14 protein-coding genes and 1 riboswitch are annotated in these 17,885 nt (G+C 43.5%); of the genes, 8 read left to right on the forward strand and 6 right to left on the reverse strand.

Features of this window, described 5'->3' with window-relative positions:
* Positions 1 to 264: 264 nt before the first annotated feature.
* From ASU00_RS22435 to ASU00_RS22445, 3 genes are all read right to left on the reverse strand, one after another.
* A complete protein-coding gene (locus ASU00_RS22435) occupies positions 265 to 4,737 on the reverse strand; it encodes a glutamate synthase-related protein (RefSeq protein WP_057915672.1) in 4,473 nt (1,490 codons plus the stop codon).
* 324 nt (positions 4,738 to 5,061) lie between these two features.
* Positions 5,062 to 6,369, reverse strand: coding sequence for a glutamate-1-semialdehyde 2,1-aminomutase (locus ASU00_RS22440; RefSeq protein ID WP_057915673.1), 1,308 nt, complete (start codon positions 6,367 to 6,369; stop codon positions 5,062 to 5,064).
* 125 nt (positions 6,370 to 6,494) lie between these two features.
* Positions 6,495 to 6,806: a hypothetical protein gene (locus tag ASU00_RS22445; protein ID WP_057915674.1), complete on the reverse strand. Its 312-nt coding sequence runs from the start codon at positions 6,804 to 6,806 to the stop codon at positions 6,495 to 6,497.
* Positions 6,807 to 6,957: 151 nt separating this feature from the next.
* Here ASU00_RS22445 and ASU00_RS22450 point away from each other — a divergent pair, with 151 nt between their 5' ends.
* From ASU00_RS22450 to ASU00_RS22460, 3 genes are read left to right on the forward strand one after another with little or no spacing between them, the layout of a single operon-like run.
* Positions 6,958 to 7,965 carry an ABC transporter ATP-binding protein gene (locus tag ASU00_RS22450; protein ID WP_057915675.1) on the forward strand — a complete coding sequence of 336 codons (1,008 nt, stop codon included), beginning with the start codon at positions 6,958 to 6,960 and terminating at the stop codon, positions 7,963 to 7,965.
* 48 nt (positions 7,966 to 8,013) lie between these two features.
* Entirely contained in the window at positions 8,014 to 8,805 is a 792-nt protein-coding gene (locus ASU00_RS22455; RefSeq protein ID WP_057915676.1) for an ABC transporter permease, read from the forward strand.
* A gap of 4 nt (positions 8,806 to 8,809) precedes the next feature.
* Positions 8,810 to 9,595, forward strand: coding sequence for an ABC transporter permease (locus tag ASU00_RS22460; RefSeq protein WP_057915677.1), 786 nt, complete (start codon positions 8,810 to 8,812; stop codon positions 9,593 to 9,595).
* Positions 9,596 to 9,640: 45 nt separating this feature from the next.
* On the opposite strand, the gene ASU00_RS22465 is transcribed toward ASU00_RS22460, so the two are convergent.
* Both ASU00_RS22465 and metE read right to left on the reverse strand, forming a co-directional pair.
* On the reverse strand, positions 9,641 to 10,129 hold the full coding sequence (locus tag ASU00_RS22465; RefSeq protein WP_057915678.1) for an acyl-CoA thioesterase: 489 nt from the start codon (positions 10,127 to 10,129) through the stop codon (positions 9,641 to 9,643).
* Positions 10,126 to 12,432: a 5-methyltetrahydropteroyltriglutamate--homocysteine S-methyltransferase gene (gene metE, locus ASU00_RS22470; protein ID WP_201786324.1), complete on the reverse strand. Its 2,307-nt coding sequence runs from the start codon at positions 12,430 to 12,432 to the stop codon at positions 10,126 to 10,128. Before metE ends, ASU00_RS22465 begins: the two co-directional genes overlap by 4 nt.
* Positions 12,433 to 12,582: 150 nt before the next feature.
* Positions 12,583 to 12,774, reverse strand: a riboswitch (cobalamin riboswitch).
* A gap of 221 nt (positions 12,775 to 12,995) precedes the next feature.
* Between metE and ASU00_RS22475 the strand changes: the two genes are divergently transcribed.
* The 4 genes from ASU00_RS22475 to perR all read left to right on the forward strand — a co-directional run bounded on the left by ASU00_RS22475 (position 12,996) and on the right by perR (position 16,161).
* Complete coding sequence (locus ASU00_RS22475) at positions 12,996 to 13,415, forward strand: potassium channel family protein (protein ID WP_057915680.1); 420 nt, start codon at positions 12,996 to 12,998, stop codon at positions 13,413 to 13,415.
* Positions 13,416 to 13,477: 62 nt separating this feature from the next.
* Positions 13,478 to 13,948 carry a thioredoxin-dependent thiol peroxidase gene (gene bcp / locus ASU00_RS22480; RefSeq protein ID WP_057915683.1) on the forward strand — a complete coding sequence of 157 codons (471 nt, stop codon included), beginning with the start codon at positions 13,478 to 13,480 and terminating at the stop codon, positions 13,946 to 13,948.
* 10 nt (positions 13,949 to 13,958) lie between these two features.
* Positions 13,959 to 15,068, forward strand: a complete 1,110-nt coding sequence (locus ASU00_RS22485) for an aminopeptidase (RefSeq protein WP_057915684.1) — start codon at positions 13,959 to 13,961, stop codon at positions 15,066 to 15,068.
* 649 nt (positions 15,069 to 15,717) lie between these two features.
* Complete coding sequence (perR, locus tag ASU00_RS22490) at positions 15,718 to 16,161, forward strand: peroxide-responsive transcriptional repressor PerR (RefSeq protein WP_057915681.1); 444 nt, start codon at positions 15,718 to 15,720, stop codon at positions 16,159 to 16,161.
* A 75-nt stretch (positions 16,162 to 16,236) separates the two neighbouring features.
* Here the strand turns inward: perR and ASU00_RS22495 are convergent, their stop codons facing one another.
* Positions 16,237 to 16,590 carry a YgzB family protein gene (locus tag ASU00_RS22495; protein WP_057915682.1) on the reverse strand — a complete coding sequence of 118 codons (354 nt, stop codon included), beginning with the start codon at positions 16,588 to 16,590 and terminating at the stop codon, positions 16,237 to 16,239.
* Positions 16,591 to 16,766: 176 nt separating this feature from the next.
* Here ASU00_RS22495 and ASU00_RS22500 point away from each other — a divergent pair, with 176 nt between their 5' ends.
* Entirely contained in the window at positions 16,767 to 17,630 is an 864-nt protein-coding gene (locus ASU00_RS22500) for a nucleotidyltransferase-like protein (protein WP_057915685.1), read from the forward strand.
* The last annotated feature ends 255 nt before the right edge of the window (positions 17,631 to 17,885 follow it).

Here is a 17,885-nt window from a genome sequence, read left to right on the forward strand (position 1 = left end):
CTTAAAGTTGTATTCTAACTTATTTAGTAGTACTTTACACTAAAATGATGGGTTATAAACAAAAAGAATCTTCAGGTCTTCCTTACGGTTACAAGAGCCAAATTCAAGTTTAGTATATAAAGAAAATATAGGCAATTTTATGATTGTTTTCAACTATTACTTTTCTGCCGGTGCTGATGATTCAAGCGGAAAATAACTAAAAAAAAACTGATGCTCTTATACTCGAGCATCAGTTTTTTTGAATGAACCGATATTTGTTATGCCTCACTCCGTGGAAACAGCAGGGTCCGCTTGTTCCTTAACTGGTACGACCTGAAGGAAATGCTCTCCAGGATTTTGGAGCAGGGCCTCTAAAGAGATTGCTTCTTCGGTTTGGCCATGAGCTCTCAAGAGTGTCGTGTATTTTCCCAGAAGTTCTTCCACATCCTGCTGGCCTTTTGCGGACAGGGGCTCTATTGAGACCTTTGCTCCTTTGGCAACCCGTTTTTTAATTACGTCTTTCGTTAATCCATTTTCAGGCTGATGGCGTAAATAAACGACACCGCCGGTCATGCCTGCACAAATCCATGGACCGGGATCACCTAGAACCAAACCTCTCCCATTGGTCATATATTCAAAAGCGAATCCTTTAATATTGGCAGTTACCGCTATATTGCCTGTTTCTTTTTCTGGAAGGGGTTGCTTCAATAAGCCACCGATAATCATATCGGCTCCCGAAAGCCGGATTCCCGCCCTTGCGTCGGCATCCCCTTGGGCGATGAGAAGACCATGCTGTGCACCGTATCCGAAGCCCTTGCCGACTGATCCATTATAGAAATTCCCGTTTTTTCCGGGAGATTTAAAGATGGCGATATTCCCGCCAATCGAAGTTTTGCCGATTCCATCCTGTGCGCCGCCGTTCACGCTGATCGTAATGCCCTCCGTATTGTAAGCGCCAAGTCCATTGCCCGGGATGGAACCATCCTGGTAGGATAGGTGGACAGGGGGGAGTTTTTTGTACGATCCATCAAGTCTGCCCCTAACGCGGTGACAGGAGACGCGGCTGCCGAGTACACGCTGCTCCGAAGTGATGGAGCTATAGCTTCGCGATTGCTGTAGATCATCTACATGGGAATCCAGGTATTCAGCACCAACTGCAACCTGCATTGAGCTCTCATTCAAATATGCCTCTTTTTCCTGATGGGAGAATGGCGTAATATCCAGGTTTTTTAATAGATAGGTTAGATCCAGTGAATGCTGCCCCTTAACTTGCTGCAGCAAGTCGGAACGGCCGACGATGTCCTGAAGATTTTTCACGCCGAGCGAACCGGTCAATAGTTTAAGTTCTTGGGCAAATGCACTATACATATTCACTAAACCTTGAACGGCCAAATCGAATTTTCGGGGAACGAAACGTCGCAGCCCGTGCTCCTTCGCTTGTGCTTCCGATTCGATTTGGGTGGCGATGCCTACATGACAAGTATCAAGGTGACATCCGCGGCATGTCGTACAGCCGACGGCAATCATTGAAAGGGTACCAAAGCCTACGCGGTTTGCCCCAAGCAGCATCACCTTCATAATATCCATTGAGCTTTTTAACCCGCCGTCAGCCCAAATTTCAACGTTTTGACGAATACCCGACTCAAGCAGCGCATTATGGGCCGCCTTCACACCAATCTCGACTGGAAGACCGACATGTGCGAGTGCATGAATCCTGGCAGCCCCCGTTCCGCCATCGAAACCAGAAAGCGTAATGATATCGGCACCTGCCTTGGCAACCCCGACTGCGATCGTACCGATGTTTGGAACGACAGGTACTTTCACGGCTACTTTCGCTTTATCGTTCGCCGTTTTCAATTCATGGATCATTTGGGCCAAATCTTCAATCGAGTAAATATCATGGTTATTGGAAGGGGAGATCAAATCGGAACCGATCGTTGCATTCCGCGCTTCCGCAATTTTCGCTGTAACCTTTGAGCCGGGAAGGTGACCTCCCTCACCAGGCTTTGCGCCTTGCCCGATTTTTATTTCCAAAAGATTAGAAGAGTTCAAGAGTTCTGCGTTGACACCGAAACGGCCTGAAGCAATTTGCTGTCCGCGTGATTTCGGGTACTTGCCAAGCATATCCTTGATTTCTCCTCCTTCGCCATTCATGCTGATCATGCCTAGCCGTTCGGCTGCCTCTGCATACGCCCGGAAAGCAATCTCATTTTGTGAGCCAAAGGACATGGAGGCTATGACGAAAGGAAGTTCCTGTTCACCTATAGAAAGATTGACTTTTTCAGATGGTATCTGAGTATCTGAATTTTTTAAAGATGTTAAATGGCGGATCGCTGTAGGATTGGATTCTTCTTGCTCGGTGATCTTTTCGCGATAAGCGTCATAGTCGCCGGTTGAAGCCACTTCACCAATAGACTTCCAAATCCTTGGGAATAAATGAAAGGTCTTTCCCATGCGTTCCTTATCATTGTTGTAATCTTCCGCACGCTGGATGGCATCAGCTTTGATTTTATCGAAATTATAATCTAAATCATCTGAACCAAAGAAATTAGCCACGTTTAAATATGCCGCGATTTCCTCATGTAAGCCGATGCTTGAGAAGAGCCTTCCATACCCGCGGAGTTCATGAATGCCGATGGTGGAAATAACTTTCTCGAGGCCCTTCGTTAAGGAGTTATATAGATTGGTAACCCCCTTTAAGTCATCTGAAGATAACGAAAGGAACATATAATACGGACTGATCAAATTCGCTCCTAGGCCATAAGAGACGATGATATCATGCAATGACCTTAGTGATGCCGATCGTAATAGGATGGAGCAATCCCGACGCTTGCCTGTAACCACCAATGCTTGATCGACAGCTGAAGTGACAAGGTGTGGATCAAGCAGGAGGTGACCATTTTGATGGGCGTGTGCATCATCCAAAACGAGCAGCGTCTTGCCGCCATCCACTGCATCGACCGCCTCAGCGGTAATCCTGGTCAGGGCATCTGAAATGCTCTCATTCTCCTTGAATGTGCTTGAAATGAAGTGTACGAGTTTTTGGTCCTGGTTATCTTTAATGAATTGATCATAGCTTGGCTGTGAAAGGGCGGATGAACAATCATAGCCCGTCAATCCTTCAATCAATAAGGGAGTCGGCAGCTCGTAAACTTTGCCGGCCTTTTTCGCTTCAAATAGGGAAGGACGTTTTCCGATGATGGTACGTGTCGAGAAATGCTCAGTTTCCCGATCCCGGTCGATGGCTGGGTTGGTTACGACAGCTACACTTTCCTTTATGAAGTCGGCAATGTTGGTCCGCTGAGGATTGAGAGCTGCCAGTGGAGCATCGTGACCAAGGGAACGAATGGGCTCAGCGCCTTTCTCGGCCATCTGTTCCACTAATTGAACATGCTCCCTCTCCCAGCCAAAGGCTTTATACTGACCATTATGAATTGCTTGCATGTTTGTCATGGAGACAATTTTTTCAAAAACGTGCGGCTGCAAGCGGACGCGGTCATCGGAAAGGACGAAACGATTATTGAACAGTTCAAACACTTTTTCCTGATAGTCCTTGTAAGTGTACATTACAATTCGGTCGCCATCCCATTTCAACCCTACTTTTTCTCCTGGACCCATCGGTTTCGGATCTCCGGTAAATTCACTGGAAGGGATGATCCCGGGCTCTGAAGTGAACATATAGGAAGATTCCGTTTCTATATTCCATAGTGGACGCAAGCCTAAAGAGTCGACAGAGAACACGGCTTCGTCGCCGAAGCGGGATATGATGCCTGCCGGACCTTGGGCGAAATGGCCCCATGCTTCCCGTAAATACGTATACAAGTCTTGTAGGTGGTTGGGATATTCCTTGATTTCGCTAATGATTGGCGGGAACATAAGGTCGACGGCTTCAAACAAAGAGTAGCCATGCCGGCAGATGAAGGTTTCGATCGTCTTGTTTAAATCCTGCGAGTCGCTTCCGTCTTTGGCAATGGGCACTCCGATCATTTTTGCTTCATCACGTAATTTGGCGATCGTATTGATTTCACCATTATGGCCAAGCACGCTGAAGGGCTGGACCCGAAAGAAGCTTGAAAGGGTATTGGTCGAAAAACGGTTATGTCCAAGTGTCATGGCGGATGCTGCTAATGGGTCGGCAAGATCAAGGTAGTAGGCAGGGAGCGTATCGCCGGCACCCATCACTTTGTATACCGCATGATGCTGGCTTAAGGATGCAACATGGATGAAATTGCTTTTTTCGATGTCTGAGGTCAGCTCAAAAAGAACATTTGAAAGCTCTTTACTATTGACGCTGGAGGAAGAACAGGCAAACTGCCAAAACACAGGGTCCTCTTGAATCGCAACTGGTCCCAAGGCTTCCGAACGGTACGCTTTATCCGTTTCGAAGATTAAGGAAAGCCCATGTTTAAGCAGCTTTTCTTTGACTTCGACCTTTAAGTCGCGAGCTTCCGCTTTTTTGCTTAAAAATAAGTGGCCGACTATGAAGCCGTCTTGATCGACGAATTCAGGATCGACGTTTGCTGCTTTTAGCTTCTTTTTCCAAAGAACCCGCGGAATATCAATATGGATTCCGGCGCCATCGCCTTCTCCATTGATAAAGCCGCAGCGATGGTTCATTTTAACGAGCGCATCGATGCAGGCAAAGATGTTTTCGTTTGTAGGGATTTTCTTTTTTTCGATGCAGGCAACGATTCCGCAGGCATCATGTTCTTGCCTGTGAAATTCATTGAATGTAGCGGGTGTCCATTGTTGGGTCATATATGCGGCTTGAATAAGGTTACCCTTATTTTCTGCCCTTCACCTCCTGTAGCATTTGATTTAATTGGGGAAATATTAATAAACCCGAACAATTGTCCAAGTTCTTGATAGATTGAAAGTAAGGGTATAAATGTATATAAATGTAATGATATCATATCATTTCAATATTCTGAAATCAATTTTTTATACAATTGGCTGGATGCTGTATTGGAAGGTGATTACCGTTAACAAATGGCGTATATACTAATTTAAATGATTATTTTATCGGAGTATAAGAAAACCCCAAGAATGAAAAATATCCTGGGGTGTATAAAAAATGAATAATTATGCTGTTGTCGTTTCTTGAATTAGGTTTTTGAATGCATGTTCAACCGCTTTTAGAGTATAAGCGATATCGTCTTCCGTATGGGCAATCGTCAGGAACCACGCCTCGTATTTGGAAGGTGCCAGATTGATGCCCTGATGGAGCATCAGTTTGAAGAATTTGGCGAACATTTCCCCATCCGTATTTTCAGCCTGCTCATAGTTTTCAATTTTTTCCGTCGTGAAGTAGATCGTCAAGGCCCCTTTAAGGCGATTGATCGTGATCGGTACATTATACTGCTGAGCCGCCTTTTGGATACCATCTTCAAGGATTTTTCCCAATCGGTCAAGCTTGTCGTAAAGCCCCTCTTCTTTAAGTACCTCTAAGCAAGCAATTCCGGAAAGCATGGATGCCGGATTTCCTGCCATTGTACCTGCTTGGTAGGCAGGGCCGAGGGGAGCGACGGTTTCCATGATTTCTTTTTTGCCGCCATAGGCACCGATCGGAAGTCCTCCGCCGATGATTTTGCCAAGGGCGGTCAAATCGGGTTGAATTCCCAAGAAGTCCTGTGCACCCCCATACATGAACCGGAATGCGGTGATGACTTCGTCGAAAATGACTAATGATCCAGCCTCGTGGGATAAGGAAATGACTTCCTCGAGGAAACCGGGGGTTGGCTCGACGATTCCAAAGTTGCCGACGATCGGTTCAACTAGTACGCCTGCGATTTCGTTGCCCCATTTACTCAATGCTTCCTTGAATGGCTCGATATCATTAAAGGGCACAGTGATGACTTCTTGTCCGATGCTTTTTGGAACTCCGGCAGAATCCGGTGTTCCAAGTGTGGCCGGACCCGATCCAGCGGCTACAAGAACAAGGTCGGAGTGACCATGGTAACAGCCGGCAAACTTGATGATCTTGTCGCGACCAGTATAGGCACGGGCCACACGAATGGTCGACATGACTGCCTCGGTGCCTGAATTGGTGAAGCGAACTTTATCAAGGGACGGTATGGCCTCTTTCAGCATTTTGGCGAATTTGACCTCATGCTTTGTTGGAGTGCCATATAAAATTCCTGTTTCTGCTGCTTTAACGATTGCCTCCGTAATATGTGGATGCGCATGCCCCGTGATGATCGGACCATATGCAGCTAAATAATCAATATATTTATTGCCATCGACATCCCAAAAATAAGCACCTTTGGCATGATCCATGGCAACCGGTGAACCGCCGCCTACCGCTTTGTACGAACGCGAAGGGCTGTTGACCCCGCCGACGATATGCTCCAATGCCTCTTTATGTAAAAGCTCCGAATTACTAAAATCCAATCTAAAAACCTCCTAAAAGTACAAACATATACACCTTTATCATAGCACTTTTTCGTCTGGAAATCTGGGGAGGAATGCTGGGAAATATCATCAGTCCCCTGATGAATCGCAATGGAATCAATTGCCTAGGAAGTAGGAAACGCCTCCACGGCTCCAGTTATGAAGGTCAGTATCTCAACGACGGTGGCAGGTTTTTCGATGTTGAAGGATTGGCGAGCGATCTCCCCCTCGGCTTGGTAATAGATAAGGCGCCCGGTACCTTTTTCTTCATCGATTTCAATCTGAAAACTTAAGGGAGTGCTTTCTATCGATCCGGCGGAATCCCTTTTTATGACCTGGCATAATAATTGACCATAATCATCTTCATAAAGGAAGTCGTATCGAAGGCCGATGACGACTTTTTCGATTTGGGATAATAATAATTCTTTTATATTCATGGCATACTTGTCTCCTTTATATATGTATCTCTTACATTGTAAGTTTTTGTCCAGGAAAAGTGGGCGCAACTTCAGGCATTTTTATTGTCTAAAAAGCCGAGTTTGGATAAACTAATGCATTAGGACAAGAGATTACGGAGGATGTAACAGGATGAGTGATGCAATTCAAGTGAAACAGCTGCGAAAGGAATTCAAGTCGGCATCAAGCCGTTCAGGGCTAAAAGGCGCCTTCCGGGATTTACTTACAAGAAATTATAAGATCGTCCCTGCTGTCAATGATATCAATTTTACTGTAAAAAAGGGTGAGATGGTAGCTTATATCGGCGAAAATGGTGCCGGTAAATCGACCACGATCAAAATGCTCACGGGTATTTTGGAGCCAACGGCAGGCGAAATCACGGTCAATGGAATGAACCCGCATAGGGAAAGGGAAAAGTTTACCCAAACTATCGGGGTCGTATTCGGCCAACGCTCACAGCTTTGGTGGGATATTGCCGTTCAAGAATCCTTTAGGCTGTTAAAAAAGGTCTATAAAGTAACGGATGAGCAATATAACGATCATATGGAGCATGTTATCAAGACGCTTGATATCGGTCCTTTGCTCGATAAGCCGGTGCGAAAACTCTCGCTCGGTCAGCGCATGCGCTGTGAGCTTGCGGCAGCATTGATCCACAATCCGCCATTGCTGTTCCTTGATGAACCGACCATAGGTCTTGATGTGCTCGTGAAGCTGAAGATTCGTGAGTTCCTGAAGGAAATCAATGAAAAATATAATACGACCATACTTTTGACAACCCATGATTTAGGTGATATTGAAGCACTGTGTGAGCGTGTAATCATGCTTGATGAAGGAAAAATCATTTATGATGGGGAATTGCAGAGTTTAAAGGATAACTGGGCCGAGGAAAAACAGATACATTTTCAATTCATCGAGCAGGTTGCATTACATGAAGTGCAATCCTTACCACTTCCATTTGACGTAAACTGGGTTTGTGATGAGAAAAGTCAAACATATATAGCTTTGTTGAAGGAAGAAAGTGATCATATTTCACAGCTTGTATCAGCTGTCGTAGCTCATTTTAAAATAAAGGACATTAAAATTCATGAAACGTCCATTGAAGAGATTGTTCGCAATATTTACGAAGAAGGCACTGTCTGACACTCTTATCATTAAGAAACAACGTGTCTATCAAGGAGGGAGAATGCCATGGAAAAATATTTAGCGATGATTCGCATGCGTTTTTTGATGATGTTGGCGTATCGAACGGATTATTATACAGGCATTTTAATTTATAGTATTAATATCGGTGCTTATTATTTCTTATGGAATGCAATTTATGGAGAAAAAAGCTCCATCGAAGGTCTTTCAAGTATGCAGATGACAACCTACGTCGCGGTAGCATGGATGGCGCGAGCCTTTTATTTCAATAACATTGACCGCGAAATTGCCACAGAAATCAAGGATGGCAAGGTCGCCATCGAAATGATTCGGCCCTATAACTATTTAGGGATGAAGACGATGCAAGGGCTTGGGGAAGGGATATTCCGTTTCTTTTTCTTTTCGATACCGGGCATGCTGCTCGTCGCTTTCATTTTTCCCATTGAATTGCCGCACGAACCGGCAACGTGGGGGTTATTCGGCATTTCCTTGCTGTTCAGCTTCGTCATCAATACCCAGATTAATTTATTGACGGGAATCACCACCTTTTTCTTATATAATAATGCCGGATTGATCCGGGCTAAACGGGTCATCATCGATTTGTTTTCGGGTCTATTGCTGCCCATCAGTTTCTACCCGATATGGGCGCAGGAAGTGATGAAATATTTGCCCTTTCAGGGGATCAGTTATGTACCAAGCATGATTTTTACGAACGGGTACAGTTCAGGCGAGATTGGCATGGCGCTTTTACAGCAGTTCATTTGGTGCATCATTCTCATAATTCCGATTCAGCTTTTATGGATAGTCGCAAAAAAACAGCTGATTATTCAAGGAGGTTGACGGAATGTTTTATGTATCGATGTTTTTTCAATATGTGAGTCAATATATGAAGACAAGATTGCAATATCGCGCGGATTTCTTCATGGAGATCTTATCCGATTTGCTGAATCAGGTCGTGAATCTGGTATTCATCTTGGTCGTTTTTGGCCATACCCAATTTTTAAGCGGCTGGAGCCGTGAAGAAATCATATTCATCTATGGGTTCTTCCTTATTCCATTCGCCCTATTTTCAGCCTTTTTCAATATTTGGGATTTCAATGATCGCTATATCGTCAAGGGGGAGATGGATCGGATATTAACCAGACCGATACATAGCCTGTTTCAAGTCATTTTGGAAAGAATCGAGCTTGAATCGTTATTTGGCGTCGTCACCGGTTTGATCATCATATTTTACTCAGGGGCGTCATTGAATCTGGAGCTTACTTGGTATGATCCAATTCTCTTCATCCTCTTTGCTATAGGAGGGGCGCTTGCTTATGCAGCCATTTTCGTTGTGATAGCAAGCATCGGATTCTGGTCGGATGCGAAAACCTCGATCATGCCGATGATGTACAATATCGGGAACTATGGACGCTATCCTGTCGATATTTATAATAAGGTCATTCGCTTTGTCCTTACGTGGGTACTGCCATTCGCGTTCGTCGGTGTATACCCGGCATCCTATTTCCTTAGGAAAGAGGAGTGGTATGCGTATGCATTCGCCACACCTGTAATTGGGGTTGTTTTTTTCATGATATCCGTCGTCATTTGGAATCAAGGAGTGAAGCGGTACCGCGGGGCAGGTAACTAAAAAGAGAAACCCCTTCAACAGCATTCATGTTGAAGGGGTTTTTGCTTATTTACGCTTATTCTTTCTTTCTATATATCTTTCCTGAGCTTGGACATATTGTTGCTTTTCCACTTCGGTTTCGGGGATTACCCGGGGAACTTCGGTTGGCTTACCATCTTCGTCTATGGCCAACATCGTTAAGAAAGCACGTGCCGTAAGCTGCTTTTCACCGGTTAATAAGTTTTCACGCTCGACTTTCACAAAAACCTCCATGGATGTGCGATGGGCACAAGTGACATAAGCTTCAAGGTTAATCGCGTCTCCCGTCTTGATGGGTGCCAAAAAATCAAACGAGTCGCTGGATGCGGTCACGACGGGTTTTCGACAATGGCGCATAGCCGAAATGCAGGCTATTTTATCGACATAGGCCATTACTTTTCCGCCAAAGATGGTATTGTGATGATTCGTGTCCGGCGGAAAGACAAGATCCGTTAACAATGTCCTAGATTGATTTGTAGGGTGGCCAAGGTCTAATTTGACGTCGTTTTCGATCATTTGCCAGGCGTTTGGGCCACTAGATTTCCCCGGACGATTTTGGCTGCCTCGACCATGTTTTTCAGGGAAGCAACCGTTTCAGGGACGCCCCTCGTTTTCAGGCCACAGTCAGGATTGATCCAAAACTGGTCTTTATCCAATACTTTGATCCCCCGTTCAATCATATCGACCATTTCTTCCACAGCAGGGACACGCGGACTATGAATATCATATACACCTAGGCCAATCCCTTTTTCATACGTCTTTTCCTCGAAGGCGGAGGCAAGCTCACCATGGCTGCGGGAGGTTTCGATGGAGATGACATCGGCATCAAGGGAAGAGATGACATCCATGAAACTGTTGAAGTCGCAATAGCACATATGCGTATGGATTTGGGTAGTATCTTCCACACTGGATGTGGATATCCGGAACGAATTCACCGCCCAGTTCAAATACTCATCGCGATCGCTTTTCTTCAACGGAAGCCCTTCTCTAAGTGCTGGCTCATCAACTTGTATCATTTTGATTCCGGCTGCTTCCAATGCCAGTACTTCTTTATCCAGAGCAAGTGCCAGCTGGTAGCAAACATTCTCCCTCGAAATATCATCACGGACAAATGACCAGTTCAGTATCGTTACAGGACCTGTAAGCATTCCTTTTACCGTTTTGTTTGTCAGTGATTGTGCATAGACACTTTCCCTGACTGTCATAGGTTCGATGAAATGAACGTCGCCGTAGATGACGGGCGGCTTGACGCAACGTGAGCCATAGGATTGAACCCAGCCCTTTTCCAGAAAGACGAATCCCCCTAACTTATGGCCGAAATATTCAACCATATCCGTCCGTTCAAATTCCCCGTGAACGAGAACATCCAGGCCGATTTCTTCTTGGATATCGATCCACCTCGAGATTTCATCATTAATGAATGTTTCATATTGTGCAGCAGTCCATTCTCCTCTTTTGAATTTACCGCGGGCTTGTTTCACTTCGAATGTTTGCGGGAAGCTGCCGATCGTTGTTGAAGGTAGAAAAGGCAGTTTAAAAAATTCCTGTTGTTTTTGATAACGCTCTTTAAAGGGCAGCTGACGACCCGAGGTCTTCGATTTCACCCTTTCAACATCGGATTGTACACTTTTATGATTCCGGGCATGTGAACTGGCTAACGTTTGGATCGCCAATTTATTTGCCTCCACTTTCTTGACGATTCCACCCAAACCTTGATTGTTTCCTTTGACAAGGAGTGTAATTTCTTCAAGCTTCTCATCTGCGAAGGCAAGTGCTTCCTTCACTTCACCAGCAAGCGCGGTTTCATTGCGAACGGTCACTGGAACATGAAGCAGGGAACAAGAGGGTTGGAGCCAGATTTTGTCTTCTGCCACTTTGTTCTTTATCGTCTCGATCAAACGAAGCTTGTTCGATAAATCGGAAAGCCAAATGTTTTTTCCGTCAACGACGCCTGCTCCAAGCACTTTGTCTGTTGGGAAGCCGAATTTTTCAAGCTTGCTAAGATTTCTTCCTTTATCATGAACAAAATCAAGCCCGATGCCTTGAACTTGTAATTCAATGATTTGTTCGTAGTGTTCCACGGCATCAAAGTAAGTTTGAAGCATGATGTTCAGGTTTGGTGCCGCTTCATTCAGTTTTTCGTAGAGGTATGCAACAGTTTCCATATCATCTTTGGAAAGAGATGATACAAGGGAAGGTTCATCCATTTGAACCCACTGCACACCATCCTGCTCCAACTCCTGCAGAATTTGTGTATATAGGGGGAGCAGACTCAGAATGATGCCAGGAATATCTTCTTTATTGAAGCCTTTGGAAAGAGAGATGAAGGTATAAGGTCCGATTAACACCGGCTTTGTTTCAATTCCCAGCTTTTCCTTGGCTTCCCGATATGCAGCAAGCGGTTTGTTTTCTGTTAAAGTCAGCTGTGATCGTTTTAATTCCGGAACGATATAATGATAATTCGTATTGAACCACTTCGTCATTTCGGATGCGACTTCATCCTTGTTACCGCGGGCCATCGAATAGTAAACGGAAAGCGGAATGCTGCCGCCTTCATAGGCAGAATACCGTTCAGGAACAAGACCGAACATGACAGACATATCGAGCATTTGATCATATAAAGTGAAGTCGTTGACAGGAATGATATCAATGCCTTGATCTTTCTGTTTTTGCAAGTTACCCAACCGGATCGATTCCAGTTGGGATGTAAATTCCATTTCATCGATTTTCCCGGACCAGTAAGCTTCCAAAGTCCGTTTCCATTCACGATCTTCACCAATTCGCGGGTACCCTAAACTACTACTTTTCAATATTCTCATCCTCCTGCATTCAAATAATTTAAAAACAACAAAAAAAGCACCCCTAACCGTCAAAAAGAGAAAGTTAGAAATGCTTAAAATAAAGAAGCATGAAAAATGCCCCTTAATTATGTAAGGTTCCTAACACCTCCCTATCTCCCGTAGGTTAAAACAGTGTCGTTGAAACAGGCAGGTCTCCTGACTTAGGGAATATCATTAGCGCACAAGCCTTCCCAATCCATAGGATCAGTGGCATATGGATGGCGCTAACCTTCCCATTACAGTGGCGGGACCGTGCCGGAATTAAACCGGGCTTCCCTTTTAATCCTAATGAGCTTAGGAACCTGTTTCCACATATGAAATTCCAAAAAAATGCTTGATATGCAGCATCACGCATTAAATATTTATAAAAAATAAACTATTATAAAAATTTAGACAATCTTAACATATCCGACCAAAATGGTCAACAAGCAAAAGTTTTGAAAACAAGCCTTAATGACAAGGCTGAAGTCTTCCCAAAGAATATATTGATTGGACAGGGAGTATGTATAAGGAAGCGGGCGTTTTGAAATGGGGCGTGGGGGATGACTTTCTACATCTTGATTGCAGGAATCATTTTTTGCATGGTGATGAGCATTCGGACGTTATTTCTTGTTGAGTCGGGAGGAAAGAAATTCTCTTTGGAAGATATGCTCTGGCTCGGCAATTTATATGCGACGATATTGGTTGGTTTTGCATTGATTTATTTATTATACGAGCTTCAGAATCATTCGGTGATTCTTGATATGGGCAATCGGTTGGACGGAACATTTTATGAACAATTGAAGACTTCTTTTTATTTCAGTGCGATGACGATGTTTTCTGTTGGGTATGGCGATATAGCACCAATAGGCATGGGTCGGATGATAGCGACCATTCAGGCATTCATCGGATACACACTTCCGGCAGCGTTCGTAATCAGGACGGTGATCGACCTCGACCAAAAGGATAGGAAGGATAAATGAAAGTTGTGTTTCTGTCGATTATTGGGTACCCTTACCATAATGAAGGAAATGGAGGGTTCAAAATGACTGTTAAAATTGGCGAAAAAGCACCGGATTTTCATTTACCTGCTAATGGTGGTGAAACGATTTCCCTTTCGGAGTTCAAGGGCAAATACGTTGTTTTATATTTTTACCCAAAAGACATGACACCGGGATGCACGACGGAGGCTTGTGATTTTCGGGACCACAATGAGCGTTTTGAGGAATTGGACGCGGTCATCATTGGGATCAGCCCGGATCCAGCAGCGCGTCATGAAAAGTTCATTGAAAAACATGGTTTGCCTTTCCGTTTGCTGGCTGATGAGAATCATGAAGCTGCCCAAGCGTTTGACGTATGGCAATTGAAAAAGAACTTTGGCAAGGAATATATGGGCATTGAGCGTTCAACTTTCCTGATTGACAAGGAAGGTTATGTAATCAAGGAATGGCGCAAAGTAAAAGTCAAAGGGCATGTCGAAGAAGCTCTTGAAACTCTTCGTGAACTCGAAAAATAAGGATACGCAGATGAAGGATGAGCGGATAAAGAAGCTTGCTGACAGGCTGCTTCATCATTCAATACGATTGCAGCCAAAAGAGAGACTCCTGATAAGGGGACATATCAACTCGAAGCCATTATTGAAAGAACTGATTGATGAAGCATACAGAATTGGTGCTTATCCATATGTAGAACTTGAAGACGATGAAATAAGCCGCCATCTGTTGCAAGGGAATGTGAAGGAACAACTGGACACTTCATCGCAATGGGCTTTGAAGAAGTATACCGATATTGATGCGGTCATCGTCATATCTGGTGAGGGAAGCGCTGTGGATATGTCTGATATCCCCGTTGAGAAGCATCGTCTTCAAGGGGAGATGATGCATACTGCGACGCTTTTCTATGTTAACAACCGACGTTGGGTTTTACTTAATTATCCAAACAACGCATCAGCTCAAAAAGCTGGGATGAGCTTCGACAGGTACGAAGATTTCCTTTTAAGCGTATGTACAATGGATTACGGGAAAATGGAGGAAGCGCTGAAACCGTTAAAGCGATTGATGGAGCGGACTGATAAAGTCAAGGTCGTTTCACCAGGCACAGACTTGTCCTTTTCCATCAAAGGGATGCCGGCAATCATCTGTGCGGGAAAAAAGAACTTGCCTGATGGAGAGGTGTTTACGGCTCCACTGAGGGACAGCATCAATGGGACGATAGCCTTCAATGCCCCGACCATCTATGAAGGAGCCGCTTTTAGTGGTGTGGAATTAACCTTGCAAAAGGGGAAAGTCACTAAAGCCGTTTCCAATCATAGTATTAAAATGAATGAGATACTGGATATTGATGAAGGATCACGTTTTATCGGCGAATTCGCGATTGGAATCAATCCTTACATATTGCAGCCCATGGGCGATATATTGTTCGATGAAAAAATAAGCGGTAGTCTGCATATGGCAATAGGTGCTGCCTACGATGAGGCGGATAATGGAAACCGTTCATCCATTCATTGGGATATGGTCTTGATTCAGCGTCCCGATTATGGTGGGGGTGACATCTATTTCGATGACGTCCTGATAAGAAGGGATGGCCTTTTCGTTTTGCCGGATCTCCTTGCATTAAATCCGAATTCATTGGAATAGCGCCTTTTTTAATAAGGGTAAGGCTTTTGTCCAACTCAATAAGTGGTTACTTGAATATGCTTTATTAAGGGAATACCTCCTCAGAGAAAGTTGCACGGGACATACAGAGCCCGTGTTTTTTTATGTTATTTAATTGAGGAATAAATCATAACCGGATCGCGAAGCCATTGAAGTTCATTGATCGAATGAACGATTTTCCGAGAGCGGATATTATCGTATCCATTTTACCTAGTACTGGTGAGAAAAGTTTTTTTCAAGGAACACTTTAGGACCACAAGAAAGACCAGGCCGTTTGGCTGTGGCAGCTTGATTAAGGATGTCTTGCTGCGGATAGCACTTGAAAGCGGGTGCTGTTTTTGACCCTGAGCCTTTTAGGGGACAATCATCCGTTGTGGAGAATGTAGTGAGATAAGTGGAGAATTCATTAAAGACCTGTGAAAGATGGATGCAATTTCATAAACGCAGTCGACTTATAGGGGAAATACTTAATTTCATCCGAAAATGGGAAAGATTCAAAGTGGTGATGAATAAACTGAACTAAAAAAAGAATGGGGAGTCATTGAAATATTGACAAAATCGACGTATAGAAGGTACACTATTTATAAATATTACAATCTAAGAATTCATACTTAATGAGAAAACGAGGTGGATGACGGTGTCTGAAGTTCAGTTGAAAGAAGCGTTGGATTCCTTAAAAGATACCGGTGTAAGAATAACTCCTCAACGCCATGCGATACTTGAGTATTTGATAAACTCCATGTCACACCCTACAGCTGATGATATATATAAAGCACTGGAAAGTAAATTTCCGAATATGAGCGTGGCTACGGTTTACAACAACCTCCGTGTTTTTCGTGAGGTAGGCTTGGTTAAAGAACTGACTTATGGTGATTCGTCAGCAAGATTTGATTTTGTAACCACGAATCATTATCATGTAATCTGCCAAACTTGCGGAAAAATAGTGGATTTCGATTATCCAGCATTGCATGAGGTCGAGCATTTCGCAGCACAGGTGACAGGTTTCAATGTCAGTCACCATCGGATGGAAATCTACGGCGACTGCACGGATTGTGCGAAAAAAGAAAGTCATTAAAAAAAGTTCCTCCACTTGGTTGGAACTTTTTTTCATGTTATAAAGAAAGAATGCAATCAGTTAGTCGAGATTCATTCAGTCTTGCAGGCTTTTGCGATTGTATTTCTCACTGAATTCTTCGCCTTCAAGCTTCTTGTCAAGGGTCAATGGTTCTTCACAATGCATGCAAATATCCACTCGCCCTAATATTTTTGTAGGTTTGCCACAGTTTGGACAGACAACCTGTATCGTTTTGGTGGAAAGCATTCCTATCCAAAAATAAACCCCGGTGCTTGCGATTATGAATAAAAGGCCCAGTCCCATAAAAAGCGTCATGACGATAGGATGTGACTTAAAAAAAAGTCCAAGATACATCACGATAAAGCCGATGAAAATCAAACTCAAAGCAAATGTACGGATTTTATTGATTTTGCTAGAATATTTAGCCATGGATTGTCCCTCCTAAAATATAACTTTAACTATAACATAAACTAAGGATGGAACAAAAAAGAAATAAAGGATACATATTACTGTTTAACTAAATGGATTACTGGCAAGTGAAGTAAGCAGGGTTTTGAAGAGTTTTGTCGAACGTTTTAAAAAAATGGTTTTGGAGGAATTTGATGATGGAAGATATCCTTCGCCCGATTTATCAAGAGCGAGCAAGTTTAAAATCTACACTTGGAATCTTGTTAATAGAAAAAAGAGATGATAATAGCCCGATTACGGATACATTCGATTACATTCTTTTTGTGATTGCAGATGAAGCTGAAGAAGCCGTGTTTTTAAAACACTACACGTACCAGGATAAAAAGGCTGCCTTGCATATCGTAACGGAAGATCAGCTACAAGAATGGCTTTTGTTGGGAACGAACCGCAAAGTGGTTGAATGGATCTATAACGGTAAAATCCTTTATGACCGGAATGAATATTTGGATCGCTTGAAAACCGAAATCCGGGAATTCCCCTTCTATGGAAGGAAATTAAAAATGGGGATGGAGTTCGCGAAGCTGATCCGCAGGTACATGGATGGGAAAAGCTTTTTTGAAAAAGGGCATTATCTTGATGCATACAACCATATCGTGCACTCCCTGCATCATTTGGCAAGATTGGAGATAATTGAACAAGGTTTTTACCCGGAGGTTACTGTCTGGAATCAAGTGAAGCATATGGAACCTGAAATCTATAAGCTTTATAAAGAACTGATATGCAGTGAAGAAACCCTTGAAAAAAGATTGGAACTTCTTTTCCTTGCGAGTGAATTTCTTATTTATTCCAGGACGAACGCGGGTTCACAGCATTTGGTTGAAATAATGGGAACGAAAGCGGAAGCGTGGACGATCGCAGAGCTGACGGAGCACCCTGAAATTGAATATTACTCGGTCGATTTAGGTGTACTAATAGAGTACCTAATAGAGAAGAAGGTAATCGACGTCATCAAAGTGGAGACGAAAGGGCACGAGGTTTATCACCGTTATTATTCAGTGTAAAAAAACTTTTAAAAAAGTTGTATATTATTATTGACCAATAATAATATAGGTGTTATATTAATACATGTCGCTGCGGGACATCAGCTTTCGCAGCTTCATCAAAACAAAGAAAATAAAAAAACATGTTGACAACAGTGTTGAAGACATGATAAGATGTAAAAGTCGCTTACGAAGTAAACGGCAAACAAATTGCTCTTTGAAAACTGAACAAAACAAAGCGCCAACGTTAAATTTTAAGTGAGCAGACACTATTAA

It is taken from the genome of Peribacillus muralis, from assembly GCF_001439925.1.
Taxonomy (GTDB): domain Bacteria; phylum Bacillota; class Bacilli; order Bacillales; family DSM-1321; genus Peribacillus; species Peribacillus muralis.